The sequence below is a fragment of the Bhargavaea sp. CC-171006 genome (genome assembly GCF_009761675.1).
Classification (GTDB): Bacteria; Bacillota; Bacilli; order Bacillales_A; family Planococcaceae; genus Bhargavaea; species Bhargavaea changchunensis.
The window spans coordinates 174,978-197,071 of sequence record NZ_QUZH01000003.1; the positions used below are offsets into that span (position 1 = coordinate 174,978).

Consider the following 22,094-nt stretch of genomic DNA (forward strand, 5'->3'; position numbering starts at 1 on the left):
GCAGCCGTTTTTCATTTATCGCTCTACTTCTGCGTCATGTATAATGAAGCCAAGTTACTTTTGAGGGTGTGGATGTATGGATGATCGCAGTAATCGGCGGGACGGGCATCCGGACCGGGATGAGGAACGTAAACTTCTGCAAGATGAACAGGCTCCGATTCAGGAAAATGAGTATACGGATGATTACATAGAAGACGACATTTGGGAGCCCGACGAATGGGTCGTCTGGGATGCAATCGCGGAAGGCGATGTCCTCGATGAAGAGGAATTCGAAGAAGACCACTTGTTCGAAGAAGAAGCGGATGATGAACCTCCGGAGGCGCCGGAAGATCCGGAAGACGAGGAGATCCGCCGGCTCGTCCTCGAGGCCCAACGCGAGGCTTTGCTGAAGGAACAGACGGAAGCAGCTCCGCCCCGCAGGTTCTCGTTTGGCACGAAGGCGATGATCTGGATCATCTCGCTCATGATGGTCGTCAGCACATTCGCCTTCGTCCTGGAGCTGTTCCCGCTGTCGGCGCTCGACTTCCTGCGCACATCTTCACAGCTGTCCCAGCAGGAGACCGTGCAGGCACAGAAGGAATCCGTCGTCTCCGTTGTCACACCGGACGGTTCCGGGACCGGCTTCGTCATTTCCGGGGACGGGACGATCCTGACCAACCATCACGTCATCGAAGGCTACGACCGGGTATCGGTCGTCCTCTCGGATGACCGCCGATTCATGGCCGACGTGACGGAGTCTTATCCGGAATCCGATATGGCCGTTCTGGAGGCAGAGGATGAATCCGGGCTTCCTTCCCTGGAGATGGCTGACGCCTACCGCCTGCAGGAAGGGGATCCTGTCACCTTCATCGGCAACCCGCTCAGCTTCCGCGGAGTGGCGAACAAAGGCAATGTGATCGGTCCGCTCCGGGTGAGCGGCCTTGAGGAGCCGGTCATCATGATGGAGGCGCCCGTCTACCGCGGGAACAGCGGCAGCCCCGTCCTTGACTCGGACGGTCTGGTCGTAGGCATTGTCTTTGCGACACTCAATCATGAAGAGGAAGGCACCGTCGGTCTGTTTGTCCCTATAGACGAGCTTTACCGCCAGCGTCAAGAAAACAAATAAAAGACCGCAGCAGCCCCGAAGGGCAGCTGCGGTTTTTTGCTCTGATCAGGCTGTTTCCGTATCCGTCGGGACAGCTTCCCCGTCCGGTTCGCCGAGCACGCCTTCAGACTGGGAAACGACAACCGCGCAGGCCGCATCACCAGTGATGTTGACGGCTGTGCGCACCATGTCGAGCAGGCGGTCGACCCCGAGAACGAGTGCAATCCCTTCAACCGGAAGGCCGACGGAAGTCAGGACCATCGCCAGCATGATGAGGCCGGCACCCGGGACGGCTGCAGTTCCGATACTTGCAAGGACCGCGGTCAGGACAACAATCACCAGTTGCCCCATCGACAGTTCAATTCCGAACGCCTGGGCAATAAAGACAACCGCCGCTCCCTGCATGATTGCCGTACCGTCCATGTTGATCGTGGCCCCGAGCGACTGGGTAAAGGAGCTGATCGACTCCGGCACCTTCAGCCTATCCTGTGCCATCTTCATGGAAACCGGCAGCGTGGCAGCGGAACTTGCCGTACTGAAAGCGACGACTTGCGCCGGGAAGAAGTTCTTGAAGAACCAGATCGGGTTCCGCTTGCCGATCAGGGAGACAGCACCCCCGTATACAACCAGGGAGTGGATCAGAAGTGCGCCGAGGACGACGCCCATGTACATCCCCATCGCGCGGATGGCATCGAACCCTTGGCTTCCTACCGCTGAAGCGATCAGGCCGAATGCTCCGTAAGGCGCAAACTTCATGACAAAAGTGATGAGGTACATGATCAGATCATTTGCCTGCTCAAGCACTTCTTTGACACGTTCAACCTTCTTGCCGAGCATGGCGATTCCAAAACCGATCAATGCAGCAAAGAAGATGATCTGGAGCATGTTTCCTTCCGCCATGGCGGTAACCGGGTTGGTCGGAATAATACCGAGAAGCGTATCCATGACAGGCGGTGCTTCCGTGGCTTCATAGGTGATGCCTGCCGTATCGAAGTCACCCGCAGCACCAGGTTTCAGGACCAGCGCAAGGGCCAGGGCGATGACAATTGCCACAGCAGTCGTAATCAGGAAAAAGCCGAGCGTCTTTCCGCCGATCCGGCCCAGTTTTTTTGGATCCCCGATTCCGACGGTTCCGAGTACGATCGAGACGAAAACGACAGGAACGACAAGCATCTTCATGAGATTCAAGAAAATGGTCCCGAGCGGGCCGAACAAATACGTATCAACCGGACCAAATACATTCGGAGCGAACAAGTTCAGCGCAAGACCGACGATGACACCGGCAATCAGGGCAATGATGATGTTCCGGGCCAACTTCATAATTAATCCCTCCTTGTTCTACTTTATTCGGTATTCAGAATAAGTATGAAAGCGCTTTCTGTAATGTTATCTTTAAATTCTGATATTGTCAAATGGTGATGGTTGGAGAACGAAAAACAGGCCCGCTCAAGACGGACCTGCAGCTAATATCTTCGGTTTCTTCCAGAAATAAGACAAGATCACTCCCGCGGCAAGCGTCGCGGTGGCAAAGTAAAACGGGTAGTCCAGCCGGATATCGAACAGGATCCCTCCGATGACCGGTCCGAAAACGTTGCCCAGACTTGTGAACATCGAGTTCATGCCGCCGGCAAAGCCCTGCTCATTCCCTGCCACTTTCGACAGATAGGTGGTGACCGCAGGCCGTACAAGATCGAAGCCGACAAATACAGTCATCGTCACAAGCAGAATCATAACGTACGAGCTCACCAGCGTGACACAGTAGACAAGTACCGCGGAAACAATCAGGCACCAGCGGATCAGGCGGATTTCGCCAAGCCATTTGTTCAGCCGGTCAAACAGAAACACCTGTGCGACCGCTCCTACGATGCCGCCGCCTGTGACCATAATCGCGATATCCTTCGGCGTGAAGCCGTATTTACGGTCGGTATAAAGCGCAAAAAGCGACTCGAATGCCGCCAGCCCGAATGACAAAATGAAAATAATGATGAACGCAATGAAAAAAACGGGCGCAAAGATTTTTCTGATGCCTGTCGTCCCCGGCACCATCTCCTCCGCTTCCGTCTTCTGCCGCACGGGTTCGCGGAGCGCAATCATTGAAAAAAGCGCAGCGATGAATGCCAGTCCGAACGCAGCAAAAAACGGCACACGCGTACCGATTTCGGCCAGGAAACCACCGAAGCCGGGACCGACGATAAATCCGGTCGAAATGGCCGCGGACATATACCCGAGCGCCTTGGGCCGTTCTTCTATCGTCGTGATATCCGCGATAAATGCCGTGACGGCCGGCATGATGAATGCCGCACTGACGCCGCCGAGAAGACGCGAGACAAACAACATCGTAATGGACTGCGCAAGCCCGAACAGAAGCTCGGACAAACTGAACAAAATCAGGCCGATGACGATCATCCGCTTGCGTCCGTATTTATCCGTCCATTTCCCGGCTATCGGTGACACGATCAGCTGGGTCAGCGCAAATGCCGCGACAAGATTGGCAGCGGCGGAACCGCTCAGGCCCAGCTCATTGATCAGGGCGGGAAGGACCGGGATGACCAGTCCGATGCCCATAAAGGCGATGAACAGGTTGATGAGAACCGTCGTGAGCATGATGTTTTTCTTCATGAAGTTTACCCCTTTGATTCCGGTTCTTCCTATCATAGCCGTACATCACAGGACTCTGCCACTTTGGCGGCGTACTTTGAAAAAGTCTGACACATCAGCCCTATTGCCTTCGCTTCGCACCGCTCCTCTTTTTCTTTTGTTACCTTCTCAAGAGAGTTCCCATCTGCTCCATGGTTCCGTATTGGGCGGCAGATTCGTGAAGAACAGCGGCTCCTTTTTTACCGGGTGGGTAAAGGCAAGTGATTTTGCCCAAAGTGCGATCTGTTGCCCCGGGCGGTTGACGGAAGCGCCGTACTTCTGATCGCCATAAAGCGGGCATCCGACTGATGTTAGCTGGACGCGGATCTGATGGGGGCGCCCGGTCTCAAGGCGCACGGAGACAAGCGTCAGTTCTCCATTCCTTCCGAGGACTTCGTAGTCCAGGACCGCTTTCTTTGCATCTCTCACGCCCGGTCTCACAACAGAGACTTTGTTTTCCTTCTTGTCTTTCAGAAGGTGATGCTCAAGCCTTCCCTTCTCCTTCGGCGGAACGCCTCTGACCACTGCGATGTACTCACGGTCCATGTCACGTCGGCGCAGCGCATCCGACAGGCGGGAGGCTGCCTTTGAAGTTTTCGCGAAGACGATGGCGCCACCGACAGGCCGGTCCAGCCGGTGGACGAGGCCAAGGTAGACATTGCCCGGCTTGTTGTCTCGCTCCTTGATCATCTCCTTTAGTGCCGTAAGCAGGTCCATGTCACCGGTCCGGTCTTCCTGGACAGGCATGTTCACCGGCTTTTCGACGACCAGCAGGTGATTGTCTTCAAAAAGTATGGGGATATTCATCGTCATTCTCCTTTTAATTCAATATGACAGACGCGATCAGAAGTCCTCCAGCACTTTTTTCAGCACCTCTGCCTGATTGTGCTTTTCATCCTTCGCACCGTAAAGCAGCGTCACGTTGCCATCATTTTCATCAATCATTTTGTTCGGTCTTTCCAGCTCTTTTTTCTGTATGCCACTCGTCAGTTCGGCCAAATACCGTCTCCTGAATTCACCGAACCGCTCCTTTTCATGGCCATACCATTTTCGGAGTTCGTCCGAAGGCGCGACTTCCTTCATCCAAAGATCAAGTTTCGCTTTCTCCCGGGAAACGCGTGGCCAAACCCGGTCGACGAGGATCCTGGTTCCGTCATCTTCCTGTGCTTCTTCATAGATTCGCTTCATGAGTATAGGCACACAGTCCAACCTCCTGTCTTGCACGCAACTCTTTGAAATAATTTTAGTTCAAACACTTCGTATTCATTTTAACAGAGGTCTCGTGCGTGCTGTCTGTTATACTGGACGCAGTTCCCGCCATCCAGTCCCATCCGGATGGCGGCCACCTCAGATCAAGGAAGGTACAGACCATGAGCTCACTACTTAGCCGCATCGAACAAAATCTCGCGAGCCTGTCCGGCGCCGAACGGGCCATCGGCGAATATATCCTGAAGCACCCTGAACTGATCCCGAATATGACGACCCGGGACCTGTCCAAAAACAGCGGCGTCAGTGAATCGAGCGTTGTCCGCTTCTGCAAATCGATTGGCATCGGCAGCTTTAAGTCTTTCAAACTGGAACTCGTCAAAGATCTGACGCTGACCGGGATGAATCTGACGGATTTCGATATTCTTCATCACCAGGACTCCCCATATGACCTATTCCAGAAAGTCACCCAAGTCAACAAATCGGCTATCGAGGCCATCCCCTCCTCCCTCGACCGCAAAGAGTTCGAAAAGGCTGTAAGCATCCTCAAAGACGCGGATCGGCTCCTGTTCTACGGTGTGGGCGGTTCGGCAACAGCCGCAACGGATGCTTACTATAAGTTCACGAAACTCGGGTATGCCTGTCAGAGCCATCAAGACTTCCACTTCATGCTGTCGGCGATTCCCTACCTGGACGGGCGCTCCGTGTTTTTCGCGATCAGCAACTCCGGAAAAACCAAAGACGTTCTGGAGCTTGCACGTTTTGCAAAATCCAAGGGGGCCACGGTCATCGCCGTCACCAACCTGGATAAATCCCCTCTTTACAGGGAAGCGGATGTCCGGCTGTGCACGCCGGTCGTGGAACAGGACCACCGGATCGGCAGCATTCCCTCAAGGATGACCCAATTGACCATCATCGACGCCCTCTACCTCAGTGTTTTCCACGCAAAAGGAGAATCCGTCATCGAGCAATATCATGAGGCCCGGAACGAAGTCATCCGCCTCAGAAGATAATCCCCGGCAAGGAAATGGCCAATAGGCCTTTCCAGCCAGGGATTTTTTTCGACAAGGGAAGAAAAAATATTCTTCATATTGACATTTAATTTCTTTTTAATAGAATGAATCCATGAAACATAATTTCATAACAGTAGGTGAAGACATGCTGGAAAAACTCACGACAGAGGCAAGAAACCCGAAGAGCATGAACATCGATACGCTTCCGGTCAGGGAGCGCCTGCTGCTCATGGTCGAAGAAGATGCCGGTATTCCCGAAGCCATCCGAAAAGAGATCGGTCCGATTGAAAACGCTGTCAACTATGTGATTCAAGCTTTCCAGAGAGGCGGCCGCCTGATTTATGCCGGTGCCGGGACGAGCGGGCGGCTTGGCATTCTCGATGCGTCCGAATGCCCGCCGACATTCGGTGTCGACCCGGAGATGGTCCGCGGACTGATTGCAGGTGGAGAAAAGGCGATCACCACCGCAATCGAGGGGGCTGAAGACGATGCAGAACAGGGAGCCGAAGACATCGCTTCCCTGTCTGTCGGCCCGGATGATGTCGTCGTCGGGATTGCCGCAAGCGGCCGGACGCCGTATGTCATCGGTGTGCTGAACCGGGCGAAGGAGTTGGGGGCGAAAACCGTCGCCCTCAGCAACAACAAAGACTCTGAGATCGGGCACGTTGCCGACGTGGCCATCGAAGTCGTGACCGGCCCCGAAGTCATCACGGGCTCGACCCGCCTGAAAGCCGGCACCGCGCAGAAGCTGGTGCTGAACATGATTTCCACCATTGCAATGACGGGAATCGGAAAAGTGTACGGCAACCTGATGGTCGATGTGCAGCCAACAAATGAAAAGCTGGTCAAACGCGCCAAGCATATCATCATGGAGGCGGCAGGCGTAGACTTTGAAACAGCGGAGGATGCTTATGAAAAAGCGGGCGAACAGGTTAAGCCTGCCATCGTCATGCTGCTGCTCGGCTGCTCATTTGATGAAGCGAATGCGCGCTTAAAAGAAGCGAAGGGGTTTATCAGAGAAACTCAGAGATGATCTGGAGGGGAAATGATGAAAAAAGAGGAAAAGCTCGCAAGGGAGATCCTGGACCATATCGGCGGCGGGGACAACATCCGTTCCTTCACCCACTGCATGACCCGTGTCCGGCTGGATCTGAAAGATGACAGCAAGGCCGATATCCAGGCGCTGAAAAATATCGATGGGGTCATGGGCGTCATAGAGGACGAAACGCTTCAGGTCGTCGTCGGGCCGGGCACCGTGAACAAAGTGTCCGACCAGATCTCAAAGATGACCGGCATGCGGATGGGGGAAGCCGTCGACGCCAATGAAGATGATGCGGTCAGCCTGAAAAAGGCGGAGCTGAAAAAGAAAAACAACACGCCGGTGAAAAACCTACTCAGGAAAATCGGGAGCATCTTCATCCCGCTCATTCCGGGGCTGGTCGCATCCGGGATCCTCAACGGGGTCGCAGGATTCGCCAAAAACGCCGGAGTCGATCCGACACTCACATGGATCCAAATCTTCACCCTTCTCGGCAGCAGCATCTTCGCCTATCTGGCGATTGTCGTCGGCTGGAACACAGCAAAAGAGTTCGGGGGAACGCCGGTCCTCGGTGCCATCGCCGGGATCATCACCATCCACCCCGGCCTTGCTGACATCGTCCTGTTCGGCGAAAACTTGCTTCCCGGCCGCGGCGGTCTGTTCGGTGCCATGTTCGCGGCCTGGCTGATGGTCGTCTTTGAACGCTTCTACAGAAGATTCGTCCCGAATGCCGTGGACATCATCATCACGCCGCTCTTCACTGTCCTGACGGTCGGACTGCTGACGATCGTTGCGGTCATGCCGGCAGCGGGCGTCCTGTCTGACGGTATCACAACCGGCATCCATGCGGTCCTCGAAGTCGGCGGCCCTGTTGCGGGCGGGCTTCTCGCCGGATTCTTCCTGCCGCTCGTCATGCTGGGGCTCCACCACGGACTGACTCCGATCCATATGGAGCTGATCAACTCTGTTGGTGCGACGTCCCTCCTCCCGATCCTTGCGATGGCGGGTGCAGGACAGGTCGGCGCATCGATCGCCATCTTCGTCAAATCCAGGAACCAGCGCCTGAAGAACGTCATCAAGGGCGGCCTCCCGGTAGGCTTCCTCGGGATCGGGGAACCGCTGCTGTACGGGGTGACCCTCCCGCTCGGACGGCCGTTTATCACCGCCTGTCTGGGCGGGGCCGTCGGCGGTGCCTACCAGGCGATCATGCATACGGCGGCCGGTGGCATCGGGGTATCGGGAATTTCCCTGATCCCGCTGATTGCAGATAATAAATACCTGATGTATTTCATCGGGCTCGTCATCACCTATACAGCCGGATTCATCTTCACGTATTTCTTCGGCTTCAAAAAGGAAATGGACGAAAACTTCTGACTCAAGTGGGCAGGAGGAGAAAGACCGCTGGCTGTGTGGCGGGCTTCTCCCCTGCTTTTCTGCATCCATCAAAGAAAGGAAGCTGACCATGCTTGGAATTTCCGTTTACCTGAATCAAGCGTCTGACGAAAGCTTGGAAGCCTATATCCGGAAGATGAGGACCGCCGGTTTCCGCGGCATCTTCACTTCTCTCCATATCCCCGAGGATGACCCGGGACAATACGCCGGCCGACTCCGGTCACTCGGCACACTTGCATCGAACTATAAAATGGAGCTGACGGCGGACATCTCCCCTGCTTCACTCGGCCATCTCGGCCTGACATTCAAGACGGCGGACCGCCTGCTGGACTGGGGGGTCACCGGACTCCGTGTGGACTACGGAATCAGTGAGGAAGAAACGGCCGCCCTGTCACACCGGATGACGGTCGCCCTGAACGCCAGCACACTCACGGAAGAAAGCATCGGCCGGCTGAAACAGTGCGGTCTTCGGCTTTCCGCAACCGAAGCGTGGCATAATTTCTACCCGAGGCCAGAGACCGGACTCGGAATGGACGATTTCACTGAGCGGAACCAATGGCTTCGGAGTGAAGGCCTGAAAGTCATGGCGTTCGTCCCCGGAGACGGCGAACGGCGCGGCCCTCTATACAAAGGGCTTCCGACACTTGAGGAGCACAGGGAGCGCACTTCCTTCTCCGCGTATTTGGACCTGCTGAACAGCGGATGCGTGGACCACATCTATATCGGGGACCCCTCCATGAGTGAACGCTCGCTTGAGCAGTTCAGCAGCCATTCGGAAGGTGTCTTCCTCCTCGATGCCGTGCCGGCTTTTCCTGAAGCGTCTGCCTTCCTGCCCGGAACAAGCCATACGAACCGGCCGGATGCGGCACGTGACGTGATCCGCTCCGCTGAGTCCCGGATGTACGGCAATGCGGGCGACCGCCCGGTCAGGCCCGCCAATGCGGCGGACCGGCCCTTCGGCTCAGTGACCGTCGACAATTCCCTGTACGGCCGCTACCAGGGGGAACTTCAGATCACCAAGCGGGATCTGCACGCAGATGACAAAGTGAACGTCATCGGGCGGGTGATCGGAGACGACCTGCCGGTTCTCCGCCACATCAAAGGCGGTGAGGCATTCCGCATCCGAATGGAAGGCGGACCGCATGCCTGAGGAGAGTCTGCTATACTATTGAGCAGAATCCGGCCAGGAAGAAGGAATGGATATGTTCAAGACAATCGGGATCCTCGCCCATGTGGATGCCGGAAAAACAACATTTTCCGAGCAGTTGCTTTATCATACGGAAGCGATCCGGACCCGCGGGCGGGTCGACCACAAGGATGCCTTCCTCGACAGCCATGCCATCGAGAAAAACCGGGGCATCACCGTATTCGCCGACCAGGCGGTGTTCCGCTATAACGGGACCGAATATACACTGATCGATACTCCCGGGCACGTCGACTTCTCACCTGAGATGGAGCGGGCCATCCGGGTGATGGACGCGGCGATTCTTGTGATCAGTGCAGCGGACGGTGTGGAAGGACACACCGAGACGGTCTGGGACCTGCTCCGGAAGCACCGCGTCCCGACCTTTCTCTTCATCAACAAGACCGACCGGGAAGGGGCGGACCGTGAGGCAGCCCTGACCGGGATCCGGCAATCCCTGTCTGAAGATGTGATCCTCTTGGATGACGGGCTTGCCCCTGATGTGATCGAGTGGGTGGCGGAGCGCGATGAAGCCCTTCTCGAGCGTTATCTCGAGGATGGCTTCGATGAGGAAGTGTGGATCGATGCCATGCGCCGCATGACGGAATCAGGGCGTATTTTCCCCGCCGGCAGCGGTTCGGCTCTTAAGGACGTCGGCGTCACCGAATTCTTCGCATGGCTGGACCGGCTTTCCGGCTGGGACCGGGCAGAGCCGGGCAGACCATTTGCAGCCCGGGTATACAAGATCCGTCATGATGAGGGCGGCCAGCGCATCACCTTCCTGAAGATGACCGGAGGCCGCCTGTCGGTCCGGGATGAAATACGGATTGCGGGTGAACCCCGGAAAGTCACACAGATCCGGAAATACAGCGGGCACAAGTACACCGTCCAGGACACGGCGAACCCGGGCGAACTGGTGGCAGTCATGGGGCTTTCCGGCATCGAGGCCGGCGAGCCGCTCGGGGCTGAAACAGGACGGGCCTCCTTCTCCCTCACCCCTTCTCTGTCGGCCGCAGTCCAATTTGGCGACTCGATTCATCCGAAAGATATGCTGGCACATTTCATGCAGCTGGATGCGGAAGACCCCTCACTCGCCGTCACATGGGAAGAGCATGCCCGGGAGATTCGTGTGCATGTCATGGGTATGATCCAGTTGGAAGTACTGAAAGAAGTCGTGTCTGACCGCTTCGGCCAAATGGTCACATTCGGAGAACCGTCAATCCTCTATAAGGAAACGGTCCGCTCCGCCGTCAGGGGTTACGGACATTTTGAGCCCCTCCGCCATTACGCGGAAGTGCATCTGGACATGGCACCAGCTGAACGTGGATCGGGCATTACATTCAAAAGCAACTGCCATCCGAACGAACTGGCTCCCGGATACCAGAACCTCGTTGGCCAGGTTCTTACAGAAAAGCCGCACCGCGGCCTGCTCACAGGGTCACCGCTCACGGATATGGACATCACACTAATCACTGGCCGGGCGCACAACGAGCACACATCCGGCGGAGACTTCAGGGAAGCTGCCCTCCGAGCGCTCCGGCAGGGTCTTGAAAAGGCGGATAACGTCCTGCTTGAACCGGTGTATGATGTCAAAATTAAAGTGGCGACCGATCTGATGGGCCGCGTCCTGAACGATATCCAAAAAGCGCACGGGCAGTTCGGGGATCCAAAAGCCGAGGGAGACACCGTCCGAATCACCGCGCGTGTCCCTGTCGCCACATTTATGGGTTATCCGGCTGAATTCGCTTCCTTCACCAACGGCAAAGGTGCCATTTCCCTTCGTCCCGGCGGCTATGAAGTGTGCCACAATCCCGAAGAAGTGACAGAACGGACCGGATATGACAAAAATGCCGATCCCGACTATTCCTCGGCATCGATCTTCTGCGCCAAGGGCAAGGGCTATTCCGTCCCCTGGCATGAAGCGGAAGCGGCGATGCACCTTTTGTAGTTGATCCTTACCCCTAATAAGCCGCCCGGCAGACTGTTCTGCCGGGCGGCTTTCATGGTTTTTTACTTGTCAAAACCCAATGTCTTTTTCACTTTATTTACCGCTTCTTTCAGCAGCTTGTCCTGAACGACCGTCTTATCCGGGTCCCACTGGCTGCCCTCCGGCAGCTCGAACTGAAATGCCTCACAGTACGGAGCGGGCCGGTCCATCATGTACTCCACGATCTCATTTTTGATGAAGTCGCGGGCTTCCTGAGGCGTCCGTTTGCCCGTGACCACCTCATGCATCATGTTCATGGAGAGCGTATTTGCGCCTTCATTGTCACAGTGGACCGACACTTCGCCCTTTGTCCGGTCGACCACGAGGCTGCCCTCCAGCTCTCCGATCAGGCCGACCTTATCAGCCGGCACATGATAGTCGATCGTCTGCTCCAGGCAATCGACATGCGGCTCCGGGAAGTCATGCGGGATCTCTTCCTTGAAGACGACCGTCCGTTTCCATGGACCGTTGTTGTACCAGGTGAGCCGGTTGACAGTGGCCTCGTTCGGCTGGCCGTAGAACTTCACCATTGTCTCCGCAGAAGCCTTCGGAGTAGCCGGCCAGACCGAGATGATTTCCTTCACAAGCTGTTCGTCCACCCGTTCGTCCGCCGCAAGCGGCTCACTTTTCTTCGATGCATGAAGCTTCGCGTTCGCCGCCATGGCGGTTGCGGCCAGCTTCAGCCGGTCCTTGCCGGGCACATCCTTGGCAAATGGCTGCCTCTGACGTTCTGTCATGTCTGTCCCCTCCCAAAAATCAATCTAACCTACTCATTGCCGGTTCACGGAAGAATAAACATTCACTCCTGAATAACAAAAAAGACCTTCCAGGCCCAATGAGGGCACTGAAAGATCTTGTAAACATGATTAAATCATCAAGGCGCGAACATATTGATGGTCGTGATGATGATCGGTGCACCGAACAGGACGTCCTGCAGGAAACCGCCGACGATCGGTACGACCAGGAACGCCGTGCGGGACGGGCCAAACTTGTTGACCGTTGCACCCATGTTCGCCATGGCGTTCGGCGTTGCGCCGAGACCGTGGCCGAGCATACCGGAAATCATGACGGCTGCATCGTAGTCCTTTCCGAGGAAGCGGAAGACAATGAAGACCGCAAACAAAATGATGAAGGCCACCTGAACGAGCACAATGCCGATCAGCGGAAGCGCCAGTCCGACGACTTCCCAGATCTTGATGCTCATCAGCGCCATCGACAGGAAGATTGCCAAGGAGATGTCACCGATCAGGTTGATCTCTTTCATGTTGACAGTGCCAGGGAGCGTACGGTCCACAAGGTTCCGGACGATAACTGCAACGAACATCGCTCCGATATAGGCCGGTAGTACAAAGCCGGTTGCCTCAGAGAAAATTTCCCCGATGTACGTCCCGCCTGCCATCGAAAGGGTGATCAGAGCAATCTGAATCATGAACGAGCGCTCAGTGACCGGCTTTTCTGCCTCTTCAACATACTCTTCTACTTTGCCTTCAGTCGGCTTCAAGTCGTGCTTCTTGATAAGGAACCTCGCGACCGGGCCACCGGAAAGGCTTCCGGAAATCAGGCCCAGCGTGGCTGCTGCCATCCCGATCGTGACGGCTGAATCAATGCCAAGCTCTGAAATCGTCTGCCCGTACGCGGCTGCGCCACCGTGTCCGCCGCTCATCGTGACAGCACCGCTCATCACCCCGAGGAGCGGATCGATGCCGAACACTTTTGCAAGAGAGACCCCGATGACATTCTGCATAAAGATGAGAATTCCGCAGAAAATCAGGTAAATGATCAGGAGCTTCCCGCCCAGTTTGATCAGCTTCATGCTGGCTCCAAGCCCGACCGTCGTAAAGAACGCGACCATGAAGAGCGACTGCAGGGAAGTATCCAATGAAATTTCAACGACGCCCGTTGATTGCAGGATAAATGCCAGGATAGCGAATATGAGGCCGCCGACAACCGGAGCCGGAATCAGGAACCGGTCCAGGATGCCGATACGGTTAACGAGGGCCATTCCAAGCAGGTAGAGGGCCACTGCGAGGAACAGCGTGGTAATCTGGTTAATCTCGATCATAATTTGTCACCTTTCCCAAAAAAATTTCACGGTTCCCGGACCCGGCCCGCACCCGATCAGAATCGGATTCCCCTACGGACCGTACTGCGATCCAGAAAACCGCAACGATAATAGCGTTTTCAAATATGGTTGAATCTGTTTTTACGTATCCTTGTTTACCCCTTGTTTGTCCAATGAACCCTTCGCAGAACAAAAGCACTCCAAATCCAGTCAAAAGGACATTTATGGAATCGCTTTCGTAATTGTTAAAGGACCGCTTCTTTAGCGATGCGCTGTTTTAAAGTATAATCAGTTCCGCTAAATTATTGCAATAGAAAACTCTAAATCCGTACTATTCCAAAAAGTAAATCCGCTAATATTTTCAAGGACCGGAAAGAAAAAGAGACGATTCCGCATCCCTAATAATAGGATGCGGAATCGTCTTTAGAATTCATGGACTCAGTTGTCGTAGGCGTTCAGGGCATTTACGCTATGCGCAATTGCAGAGCCGGCTTTGAGCGCAACCGCAACGAAGATTGCCTCGGAAATCTCTTCGAGAGTCGCCCCTTCTTTCTTGGCATTTTTCGTATGAAGATCGATGCAATAAGCACAGCCGGTGGTGTGTGCCGAAGCGACTGCGATAAGTTCTTTCTCCTTCACGCTCAGTTTTCCGGCCTTGAGTGCAGTGCCATCAAACTTTACAAAAGTTTTGAAAGACTCTTCGTCGAGCTTCGCGAACTCAGGAAGGCGGCTGAAGTAAGAAGCTTTGTAGAATTCCCCGTCCCCATTGCCATCGTAGGCATTCAGTCCGTTCACCCCGTGAGCAAGTGCAGAGCCGGCTTTGAGAGCAGTCGCGACAAAGATCGCTTCGGCGACTTCCTCTTTGGAGGAATCGTTTTTCTTGGCATTGCCGACATGCAGATCGATGCAGTACGGGCAGCCGGTGATATGGGCTACGGCAACCGCAATCAGTTCTTTCAATTTAACGGAGAGCTTGCCTTCTGCAAGTGCCTGATCGTTGAACTTAAAGAAAGTTTCAAACGCTTCCGGAGCGTATTTTTTCAGTTCGAAAATTCTTCCGAAGTATTCTTTTTTGTACAGGCTGTCTGTTTTCGTTGTAGTTGTCATCTCAAATCTCCCCTTTTACACGTTTCTTACTGATTGATCCGGTCGGGATCGGATGGCTTATCGGACCCGCAGCATATCACGATGAAATCAAAAAGCCCCTTCCCGATGAGGAAGAGGCTGTATGTATTCGGCCTTCCTCATCTTTCAAGCATGCGCTTGCTGGAATGAGCACCTTGTTACATCGTAACGGTTGCTGCGGGATCTGCGGACCAGTTTCCTCCCCCGGCTCTTGATAAGGTCAATTCTTATTCAATTAGTAAGATTAACCTAAGAATATCGGACTACCCATCGTCTGTCAACATAAAATCTTCAATCATTTTAGAATTACGCTTCAATATAAGGCTATCCTATTTGCTGAAATACCATTTCCATAATGCAAATCCTATGACGGCATAAATGATGATAAATCCGTAAAGCCATACCGTCAGCATCTCATTTACAAACATCTTTCATCCCCCTTAACGCCCCTGTTCTGTCTCTGGAATCAGGACTTCTTCCTTTTCCGATTCCAGAACATTTGCCAATACAAACATGGTCAAAATACCGATCCCGGTCGCCACTGCACCGGCCGTCATCGTGCTTGGGATGATACCGCTGAAGTAGAGGATCAGGTAGGCAAAGAGTCCGATGATCATTGATGCCTCTGCTGCTCTGGCGGAAGCCTTCTTTCTCCCATACACTGCATATAAAATGGGGCCCAATGTTCCGGCTGCGACTCCGGAAATGCCGATCCACATAATATCTCCCATGTAAGCAGGCGGTTTCATCACGATCAGAAGGGCGATGATTCCCACAACAGGAACGGTCAGCCTGCTGATCTTAAGTGCGATTTTCTCCGCCTTTTCTTCATCGACTTTGACATAGCCTCTTCTGACCAGGAATTTCAGGAAAATGTCATTGGCAAAAACAGTAGAAATCGAGACGAACAGTCCGTCCGTTGTTGACATGGCCGCAGCCAGAATCACGACACCGAATAGTGCAACAACAGCAGCAGGGAATGCCCAGGCCACATATTCCATCAAAGCCAGATCCGCAACGACGTCTCCGGATCCCAGTGCCACCCTGCTATAGAGTCCTCCAAATAGAACCAATACGCTAAGCGAAGCCACGATGACATAGGTCAGAATCATTTTACCCAGATCTTTTTCACTCTTGATGCCCAAGACTTTATTAAATAAGTGAGGTGCGGACGCAAAGGCCCACTGGATGCAGATCGCGCCGATCACTGCGCCAATCGAATAGAAGTGAGCTGAATCAGGGTTAAAAACAGTCACCAGATTGGGATCCTGTGCCGCCAGGTTGTCGGTGATCCCGGAAAATGTGGCCGCGATGCCGTCCTTCCAGAAGATTACGATTCCGGAGATGAAGATCACAATTCCTGCAATCGCCATCAGAATCACTTGAACGGCATCTGTGTAGATATCCGCAAACGCTCCGCCGCCGAATACATAAACCACCACGATGACGGTGATGAGGATCAGGCCGGTACGATAGTCCATCCCCAATAAATACTCAAAAATCCTCGCTCCGGCTACAAACTGGGCGGCAATATAAAAGATGTTGAAAAGCAGGATGAGGCCGGTTCCTACACGCAAGAGGTCGCTATTGTAATAGTCCCCAAGCCAATCCGGCAATGAGAGAGACTTCTGCTCTTCATTCAGTTTACGGATTTTCTTCGCGACCATCAGAACTCCAATAGCTCCTCCTCCTACCATCGCCAGCATGAGCCACAGATTCGTGAGTCCCCACTCATGGGACCAGCCCGGATAGCCGAGAAAAGTGGCCGCACTCAGATAGGTTGCCGCAAAAGATAGGCCCAGCACGACGGGTCCGAGACTCCCTCCTCCAATCGCGAAATCCCGGATATTCTTCGTTTTCTTCGTTCCGATGTAACCGAGAAAGAGCATGATTGCCAAAAATACAACAAACCCGATCCAGGTAAACAGTGTGACAGTATTCATGGAGCATCCCCTTCTATTCCGTTTTCTACTTCACCAATGACGTGATCTGTTTTGCGGGATGGCTGTCAGGCAGATGGGGCGTACCTGTGCCAAAGAGATTTTCCCGCAATGTCTTTCCTTCATATTCAGTCCGGTAGATGCCCCGTCTCTGCAATTCCGGAACGACGTGATCCACAAACTCACGGAATGTCTCCAGCGAATAGCTTTGTGCGATATTGAACCCGTCCGCATCCCCCACTGTTGCCCATTCCTCGATCCGGTCGGCAATCTGCTCCGGAGTTCCGATAAATTTGGCGGTTCCGTTGCCGAGCCCATGATTCACCACCGCCTCGCGCAGTGTCCATTTCTTGTTCGGGTCTTTCGTATACATATCCAGATTCCCCTGAACGGCATCCGTTTCGATGTCCTCGATATACTGATCCGGATCGTATTTCGAAAAGTCGATTCCCGTATGGCCGGAAAGCAGTGCGGCGGTCCCTTCATAGCTGACATGGTTTTTCAGGTCCTCATACTTGGAGAAAGCCTCTTCCTCCGTGGAACCCACGATCGGAAGGACCATCGGGAAAATCCGGATGTCTTGCGGATCCCTTCCAAAAGAGGCAGCGCGTTTTCGGAGATCTGCCGAGTAGTCCTTCAGTGCCTGCAGGGAATGGCCCTTTGTGAATACTGCTTCCGCATGCTTTGCCGCAAAATCGCGTCCCCGCGGCGAGGCCCCTGCCTGGAACAATACCGGAGTCCGCTGAGGGGATGGCTCGGTCAGATGGATTCCCGGGACATCAAAGAATTCCCCGTGGTGCCCGATTGCATGGACTTTTGACGGATCGGCAAAGGTATCCCCTTCTCTGTCATAGACCACTGCATCTTCTTCCCAGCTATGCTCCCAGAGTTTATAGACCACTTCCAGAAACTCATCCGCACGGTCGTAGCGCTGACTTTTCGGCAGACGTCCGGAAAGACCCAGGTTGACCGCTTCGCTTTCCAGATAGGAAGTGACGACATTCCATCCGAGCCGGCCTTCCGTCAGGTGATCCAGCGTTGAGAGCTGGCGCGCCAATGAATAAGGCTGGGCATAGGTCGTGGAAACCGTGGGTGCGAAGCCGATATGCTCGGTCACCTGTGCCATCGCTGAAATGATCAGCAACGGGTCATGGGCTGGCAACTGCACGGCATGGCGGACGGCTGCCTCATGACTGCTTCCATAGACCGAATACGTTCCCAGCACATCGGCGATAAAGACAGCATCAAATTTTCCACGCTCCAACACCTTGGCAGTTTCCGTCCAGAAATCCAGCCGATTATGCTTCGTCCCCTCGTCTTTTTCATGCTTCCACAGTCCGGTCGAATGCGGAGATGGCGAGTTTTGAACAAAACCGTTTAAATGAATCTGTTTTTTCTTCCCCATAATCTGTCTCCCCTTTCAGCTTCCCTCTTACTAACTGCCCTAATAAGATTAGTCGGAATAACGCTTGTCAAATGTTGCCTTGAACATCACATCATTCTCCCCGAAGAACGTCCCACACAAGCAAAAAACCCCTTCCCAAGGGGGGAAGAGGCAACTTCATCTATTCCACCCTCATCTATCAGGCGTGCGCCTGCTGGAATGAGCACCTTGTTACATCCGTAACGGTTGCTGCGGGATCATGGGACCAGGTTCCTCCCCCGACTCTAGATAAGGAAACTATTCAATTAGTAAGAGTAAGCCCATAATATCGTTATGCAATTAATCAGTCAACACAGAATGTTTAAAATGGTAGAAAAGGACGATGCTTGAACAGGTAACCAGAAGTCGGACTGCCCGTGATTGTGGTAGTCCATCATGGCCGCAAGGATCGAGCCGGACAAAAAAAGCGATGTTCTCCTCTTTCGGGAACATCGCTGGAATTGCCTGAATGGTGGACAGCCTATTCAGGAAATCAGTATGGATCTGCTTCGTGGCCTTTTTCGACGGCTTCGTCGACGGCTTCGTTCTGGGCGTTGGTGCCGCCTTCACCGTATTTCGACTTGACGCCGGCTTCCTGGCCAGGGAGACGGTTGTCATCGCCTTGTTCTTCGATCTCCTTCATCTTCGCCTCGATGCCTTCCTTCACGCGTCGGCCGTAGTCTTCGTCAGCCTGTGTGAAGTGATGGACCATCGCTTCCTGGATGCGCTCATCGCAGATCGAGAGCACGTCAGACAGGTTGGAGATGAGCTCTTCGCGCTCCCACTCTTCGAATGAGCGGTACGTTTCGCCGGCCTGTCCGTAGTTGTTCGGACGGTCAATCTGCTCGCTCATGACTTTGCCGCTGTATTCAGGATTATGAGGCGTACGTTCGGATATGTCCGCTTCCTGAAGACCGCCGACCATCGACGGCTCATAGTTGATGTGCGGGTTGCCGCCTGCTTCTTCCGGTGTGCGGTAGCTCATCGCGCCGCGGTGCTGGTTCGTGCGGACTTTTGCCTTCGGCGCGTTGACCGGAAGCTGGAGATAGTTCGCACCGACACGGTAACGCTGCGTATCGGAGTAGGAGAACGTACGTCCCTGGAGCATCTTGTCATCAGAGAAGTCCATGCCGTCTACGAGGACGCCCGTACCGAATGCGGCCTGCTCGATCTGGGAATGGAAGTCCGTCGGGTTCTCGTTCAGGACCATCTTGCCGACAGGCAGCCAAGGGAACTTGTCCTCCGGCCAGAGTTTCGTGTCATCCAGCGGATCGAAGTCGAGTTCCGGATGATAGCCGTCTTCCATGATCTGCACGTAGAGTTCCCATTCAGGGTATTCGCCGCGCTCGATTGCTTCGTAGAGATCCTGAGTCATGTGGCCGTTGTTTTTGCCCTGGATCTCCATCGCTTCTTTCGTCGTCAGGTTGCGGATGCCCTGTTTCGGCTCCCAGTGGTACTTGACGAGCACCGCTTCGCCTTTGTCGTTTACCCACTTGTATGTGTTGACGCCCGATCCCTGCATGTGGCGGTATGTCGCAGGACGGCCCCATGGGGAGAACAGGAAGGTAATCATATGTGTAGCTTCTGGCGAGCGGGAGACAAAGTCGAACATGCGGCGCGGGTCCGGAACGTTCGACGCAGGGTCTGCCTTGAAAGCATGGATCATGTCAGGGAATTTCATTGCATCACGGATAAAGAAGATTTTCAGGTTGTTCCCGACAAGGTCCCAGTTTCCGTCTTCGGTGTAGAACTTCACCGCGAAGCCGCGGGGGTCACGGTCGGTTTCAGGCGCGTCCTTCGAGCCGGCAACCGTGGAGAAACGGACGAGTACAGGCGTCTTCTTGCCTGCATCCTGGAACACTTTGGCGCGGGTGTACTTTTCGACCGGCTCATCACCGACCTTGCCGTATGTTTCAAAGTAACCGAATGCGCCCGTACCGCGTGCGTGGACGACGCGCTCCGGCACCTCTTCCCGGTCGAAATGAGAGATCTTTTCGATGAAGTGATAGTTCTCCATCATCGCAGGGCCGCGATTGCCAAGCGTTTTGATGTTCTGATTGTCGATTACGGGATGCCCCTGGCGAGTCGTCAGCGCCTCGCGATCAACTTGCTCGTTTGAACCATTCATCTTTTTGTCTTCCGCCAACATGAAAACCTCCTTGTGATCGTCTATACCCTTATACTACCTGTTTTCAGAATGTTTTTAAAGTAGTAAGGGGGTATTTGTTTAGAATCACTTTCTAAATAGAATTATTCTAAACAACTTCAAACCAAGTATAAATGAACTTCCGGCCAACTTGCAAACGATTTGAGCCGTCAAAAGGTTATTTCCCTCAGCCTACGTGTATTTGAACCTCAACTCCACCTAATATCTGACTTATCCCCGGCAATTGCGGACGGCGGACCACAATGAGAATAGAAGACTCTAGTTGATAGGATGTTTCCATAGTTGTCAGGCAAGCTTATAATGCCACACTCCGTCCTCCATGGACTTTGAGATTTTGCCCTGTTCCTCAAGGTAGTCCAGGTGTCCGATGATCTCCGACATGACAAGCGGGAATTGTGTCCTGTACAGATCCTTGTAATACGTTTCGGTCAGCTTTGCAGGGACCGTAATGCCGCTCCCGATCAGGCCCAATAGCTTTTCGCACTTCCGGTCCATTCTGGAGATCCGATCCCGGACAAGTCCGGCGGTGTTGCGGATCGGTTCGTGATGGCCCGTGTAAAGCACGTCCGCCCCGAGGTTCACCAGTCTTTCGAGAGACCGGCGCTGCTGGCTGACCGAAGGGAGCCTGCTCCCATTTGCTGCGGGATCGATGATGGCATTGACTGAGGAGCCGTCGATCAGCACATCTCCCGTAAAAGCAACCCGGCCGGCCGCGTCCAGGAACGTGATGCTGTCCGGGGAATGGCCCGGTGTCTCGATCACCTCGAAGCCGAAAAGCCGGTCCCCTTCTCCAATTTCGATGATTTCTGTCCGTAATGCATTTTGCGCCGAATTCCGGATAGTCTCTTCCATCTTCGTGAAGCGCTCGGCACCCCTGTCTCCGCCGCCCATCTCTATGTAAAGCTGTTTAAAGAAAGCGAGGCGCATCTCCAGAAACTCTCTATCCAGGCGCAGCCTCGGGACTGCATCCCTGTGGGCGTAGACCGGGATGTCCCTTTTCTCCAGAATCCTTGGAACGAGCCCCACATGGTCCTCATGATGGTGAGTCAGCAAAATCGCATCCAGGTCGCGGATGTCCGCCCCTGCCTGCTTCAGTGTGTCTTCAAAACGTTCCATGCAGTCATCCGTGTCCACGCCTGCATCAATCAGGGCGAGTCCTTCAGGCCGCCTGATCAAATAGAAGTTGATCGTCTTCAGTGTCGGATAGATGCCCGGCTGAATGATCGGATAAATGGTATATGTCTGTTGTCTGATGGCTTCTGCCATTGCCCCACTTCCTTCCCCTCCATCTAAATCTCTGTCATCCTTCCCGCCGCTTCGATCACCGATTCGGCAAATCCGCCGATGGCTCCCATGTGATCCTCATCGAGACGGGTGTTGAAAACTGCCTCCACCCGGTTTGTCCATCCCTTTTCCCCCTGGGGATAGTCAAAGCTCAGTGTCTGTGTGAGCCGGATGTCCCGCTCCCACAAATCGGTCAGGATAACACCAATCTTTTCGCATTGTTCCGCGGGATCAGTGACCGGCTTTTCAAACCGGACACGGAGCGTCACTCCGGGCTCCGTCTCCGGGATCTCAAGAATCTCACCTGCAAGATCACTGGCTGATGCCGACAATTCCACTTCCACCGGAATGTCCGGCAGATCGGTCCGGACGAATCGGATGATGAGTGTCCGTGACAGGTCTGCAACGTCCATTAAATCGGACCGCCCCGTGACCAGAATCCTGCCCTCGAGATTGTCGAGATTATATAAGTGATTTTCAAAAGCGACCTTGAGGTTTTCAAAAATCGTCGGATCCGACATTCCGGCCGCCTCCTTACATGTTGTCCCACCT

Annotated in this window: 18 protein-coding genes and 2 riboswitches; of the genes, 6 read left to right on the forward strand and 12 right to left on the reverse strand. The window is 54.1% G+C overall.

Features of this window, described 5'->3' with window-relative positions; all coding sequences use genetic code 11:
- Window positions 1-76 precede the first annotated feature (76 nt).
- A complete protein-coding gene (locus DZC51_RS01230) occupies window positions 77-1,105 on the forward strand; it encodes a S1C family serine protease (RefSeq protein WP_157293534.1) in 1,029 nt (342 codons plus the stop codon).
- Window positions 1,106-1,150: 45 nt separating this feature from the next.
- Here DZC51_RS01230 and DZC51_RS01235 read toward each other — a convergent pair whose 3' ends face one another.
- The 4 genes from DZC51_RS01235 to DZC51_RS01250 all read right to left on the reverse strand — a co-directional run bounded on the left by DZC51_RS01235 (window position 1,151) and on the right by DZC51_RS01250 (window position 4,909).
- Window positions 1,151-2,404: a dicarboxylate/amino acid:cation symporter gene (locus DZC51_RS01235; protein ID WP_157293535.1), complete on the reverse strand. Its 1,254-nt coding sequence runs from the start codon at window positions 2,402-2,404 to the stop codon at window positions 1,151-1,153.
- A gap of 126 nt (window positions 2,405-2,530) precedes the next feature.
- Window positions 2,531-3,703 carry a multidrug efflux MFS transporter NorA gene (gene norA / locus DZC51_RS01240; protein WP_157293536.1) on the reverse strand — a complete coding sequence of 391 codons (1,173 nt, stop codon included), beginning with the start codon at window positions 3,701-3,703 and terminating at the stop codon, window positions 2,531-2,533.
- 147 nt (window positions 3,704-3,850) lie between these two features.
- Window positions 3,851-4,528 carry an RluA family pseudouridine synthase gene (locus DZC51_RS01245; protein WP_157293537.1) on the reverse strand — a complete coding sequence of 226 codons (678 nt, stop codon included), beginning with the start codon at window positions 4,526-4,528 and terminating at the stop codon, window positions 3,851-3,853.
- Between the two features lie 36 nt (window positions 4,529-4,564).
- On the reverse strand, window positions 4,565-4,909 hold the full coding sequence (locus tag DZC51_RS01250; RefSeq protein WP_198304032.1) for a DUF488 domain-containing protein: 345 nt from the start codon (window positions 4,907-4,909) through the stop codon (window positions 4,565-4,567).
- A gap of 182 nt (window positions 4,910-5,091) precedes the next feature.
- Here DZC51_RS01250 and DZC51_RS01255 point away from each other — a divergent pair, with 182 nt between their 5' ends.
- The 5 genes from DZC51_RS01255 to DZC51_RS01275 all read left to right on the forward strand — a co-directional run bounded on the left by DZC51_RS01255 (window position 5,092) and on the right by DZC51_RS01275 (window position 11,502).
- Window positions 5,092-5,940 (forward strand): MurR/RpiR family transcriptional regulator, encoded by an 849-nt coding sequence (locus DZC51_RS01255; RefSeq protein ID WP_157293538.1) that lies wholly within the window; start codon window positions 5,092-5,094, stop codon window positions 5,938-5,940.
- A 145-nt stretch (window positions 5,941-6,085) separates the two neighbouring features.
- On the forward strand, window positions 6,086-6,973 hold the full coding sequence (murQ, locus tag DZC51_RS01260) for an N-acetylmuramic acid 6-phosphate etherase (RefSeq protein WP_157293539.1): 888 nt from the start codon (window positions 6,086-6,088) through the stop codon (window positions 6,971-6,973).
- A 15-nt stretch (window positions 6,974-6,988) separates the two neighbouring features.
- Window positions 6,989-8,353, forward strand: a complete 1,365-nt coding sequence (locus tag DZC51_RS01265; protein WP_157293540.1) for a PTS transporter subunit EIIC — start codon at window positions 6,989-6,991, stop codon at window positions 8,351-8,353.
- 88 nt (window positions 8,354-8,441) lie between these two features.
- Entirely contained in the window at window positions 8,442-9,521 is a 1,080-nt protein-coding gene (locus tag DZC51_RS01270) for a DUF871 domain-containing protein (RefSeq protein ID WP_157293541.1), read from the forward strand.
- A 52-nt stretch (window positions 9,522-9,573) separates the two neighbouring features.
- A complete protein-coding gene (locus tag DZC51_RS01275; RefSeq protein ID WP_157293542.1) occupies window positions 9,574-11,502 on the forward strand; it encodes an elongation factor G in 1,929 nt (642 codons plus the stop codon).
- Between the two features lie 62 nt (window positions 11,503-11,564).
- On the opposite strand, the gene DZC51_RS01280 is transcribed toward DZC51_RS01275, so the two are convergent.
- From DZC51_RS01280 to DZC51_RS01315, 8 genes are all read right to left on the reverse strand, one after another.
- Window positions 11,565-12,278, reverse strand: coding sequence for a hypothetical protein (locus tag DZC51_RS01280; RefSeq protein ID WP_157293543.1), 714 nt, complete (start codon window positions 12,276-12,278; stop codon window positions 11,565-11,567).
- Window positions 12,279-12,415: 137 nt separating this feature from the next.
- Window positions 12,416-13,603 (reverse strand): sodium/glutamate symporter, encoded by a 1,188-nt coding sequence (gene gltS, locus DZC51_RS01285; protein ID WP_198304030.1) that lies wholly within the window; start codon window positions 13,601-13,603, stop codon window positions 12,416-12,418.
- A gap of 438 nt (window positions 13,604-14,041) precedes the next feature.
- A complete protein-coding gene (locus DZC51_RS01290; RefSeq protein ID WP_157293544.1) occupies window positions 14,042-14,710 on the reverse strand; it encodes a carboxymuconolactone decarboxylase family protein in 669 nt (222 codons plus the stop codon).
- Window positions 14,711-14,844: 134 nt separating this feature from the next.
- Window positions 14,845-14,949: riboswitch (SAM riboswitch) on the reverse strand.
- Between the two features lie 219 nt (window positions 14,950-15,168).
- A complete protein-coding gene (locus DZC51_RS01295) occupies window positions 15,169-16,671 on the reverse strand; it encodes a sodium:solute symporter family protein (RefSeq protein WP_157293545.1) in 1,503 nt (500 codons plus the stop codon).
- A 25-nt stretch (window positions 16,672-16,696) separates the two neighbouring features.
- Window positions 16,697-18,073, reverse strand: coding sequence for an LLM class flavin-dependent oxidoreductase (locus DZC51_RS01300; protein ID WP_157293546.1), 1,377 nt, complete (start codon window positions 18,071-18,073; stop codon window positions 16,697-16,699).
- A 168-nt stretch (window positions 18,074-18,241) separates the two neighbouring features.
- Window positions 18,242-18,347, reverse strand: a riboswitch (SAM riboswitch).
- A 237-nt stretch (window positions 18,348-18,584) separates the two neighbouring features.
- The gene (locus DZC51_RS01305; protein WP_198304031.1) at window positions 18,585-20,237 is read right to left on the reverse strand and encodes a catalase; all 1,653 of its coding nucleotides are present in this window, start codon (window positions 20,235-20,237) and stop codon (window positions 18,585-18,587) included.
- Between the two features lie 306 nt (window positions 20,238-20,543).
- On the reverse strand, window positions 20,544-21,524 hold the full coding sequence (locus DZC51_RS01310; protein WP_157293548.1) for an MBL fold metallo-hydrolase: 981 nt from the start codon (window positions 21,522-21,524) through the stop codon (window positions 20,544-20,546).
- A 23-nt stretch (window positions 21,525-21,547) separates the two neighbouring features.
- Entirely contained in the window at window positions 21,548-22,063 is a 516-nt protein-coding gene (locus tag DZC51_RS01315; protein ID WP_157293549.1) for a hypothetical protein, read from the reverse strand.
- Window positions 22,064-22,094: the final 31 nt, after the last annotated feature.

Bases quoted from the DNA above. Each gene is read 5' to 3' on its own strand.
- DZC51_RS01315 (WP_157293549.1), bottom strand. From the start codon at position 22,063: ATGTCGGATCCGACGATTTTTGAAAACCTCAAGGTCGCTTTTGAAAAT.
- DZC51_RS01265 (WP_157293540.1), top strand. From the start codon at position 6,989: ATGAAAAAAGAGGAAAAGCTCGCAAGGGAGATCCTGGACCATATCGGC.
- DZC51_RS01275 (WP_157293542.1), top strand. From the start codon at position 9,574: ATGTTCAAGACAATCGGGATCCTCGCCCATGTGGATGCCGGAAAAACA.
- DZC51_RS01245 (WP_157293537.1), bottom strand. From the start codon at position 4,528: ATGAATATCCCCATACTTTTTGAAGACAATCACCTGCTGGTCGTCGAA.
- DZC51_RS01230 (WP_157293534.1), top strand. From the start codon at position 77: ATGGATGATCGCAGTAATCGGCGGGACGGGCATCCGGACCGGGATGAG.
- DZC51_RS01295 (WP_157293545.1), bottom strand. From the start codon at position 16,671: ATGAATACTGTCACACTGTTTACCTGGATCGGGTTTGTTGTATTTTTG.
- gltS (WP_198304030.1), bottom strand. From the start codon at position 13,603: ATGATCGAGATTAACCAGATTACCACGCTGTTCCTCGCAGTGGCCCTC.
- DZC51_RS01280 (WP_157293543.1), bottom strand. From the start codon at position 12,278: ATGACAGAACGTCAGAGGCAGCCATTTGCCAAGGATGTGCCCGGCAAG.
- DZC51_RS01310 (WP_157293548.1), bottom strand. From the start codon at position 21,524: ATGGCAGAAGCCATCAGACAACAGACATATACCATTTATCCGATCATT.
- DZC51_RS01235 (WP_157293535.1), bottom strand. From the start codon at position 2,404: ATGAAGTTGGCCCGGAACATCATCATTGCCCTGATTGCCGGTGTCATC.
- DZC51_RS01255 (WP_157293538.1), top strand. From the start codon at position 5,092: ATGAGCTCACTACTTAGCCGCATCGAACAAAATCTCGCGAGCCTGTCC.
- DZC51_RS01270 (WP_157293541.1), top strand. From the start codon at position 8,442: ATGCTTGGAATTTCCGTTTACCTGAATCAAGCGTCTGACGAAAGCTTG.
- DZC51_RS01300 (WP_157293546.1), bottom strand. From the start codon at position 18,073: ATGGGGAAGAAAAAACAGATTCATTTAAACGGTTTTGTTCAAAACTCG.
- DZC51_RS01250 (WP_198304032.1), bottom strand. From the start codon at position 4,909: ATGAAGCGAATCTATGAAGAAGCACAGGAAGATGACGGAACCAGGATC.
- murQ (WP_157293539.1), top strand. From the start codon at position 6,086: ATGCTGGAAAAACTCACGACAGAGGCAAGAAACCCGAAGAGCATGAAC.
- DZC51_RS01290 (WP_157293544.1), bottom strand. From the start codon at position 14,710: ATGACAACTACAACGAAAACAGACAGCCTGTACAAAAAAGAATACTTC.
- norA (WP_157293536.1), bottom strand. From the start codon at position 3,703: ATGAAGAAAAACATCATGCTCACGACGGTTCTCATCAACCTGTTCATC.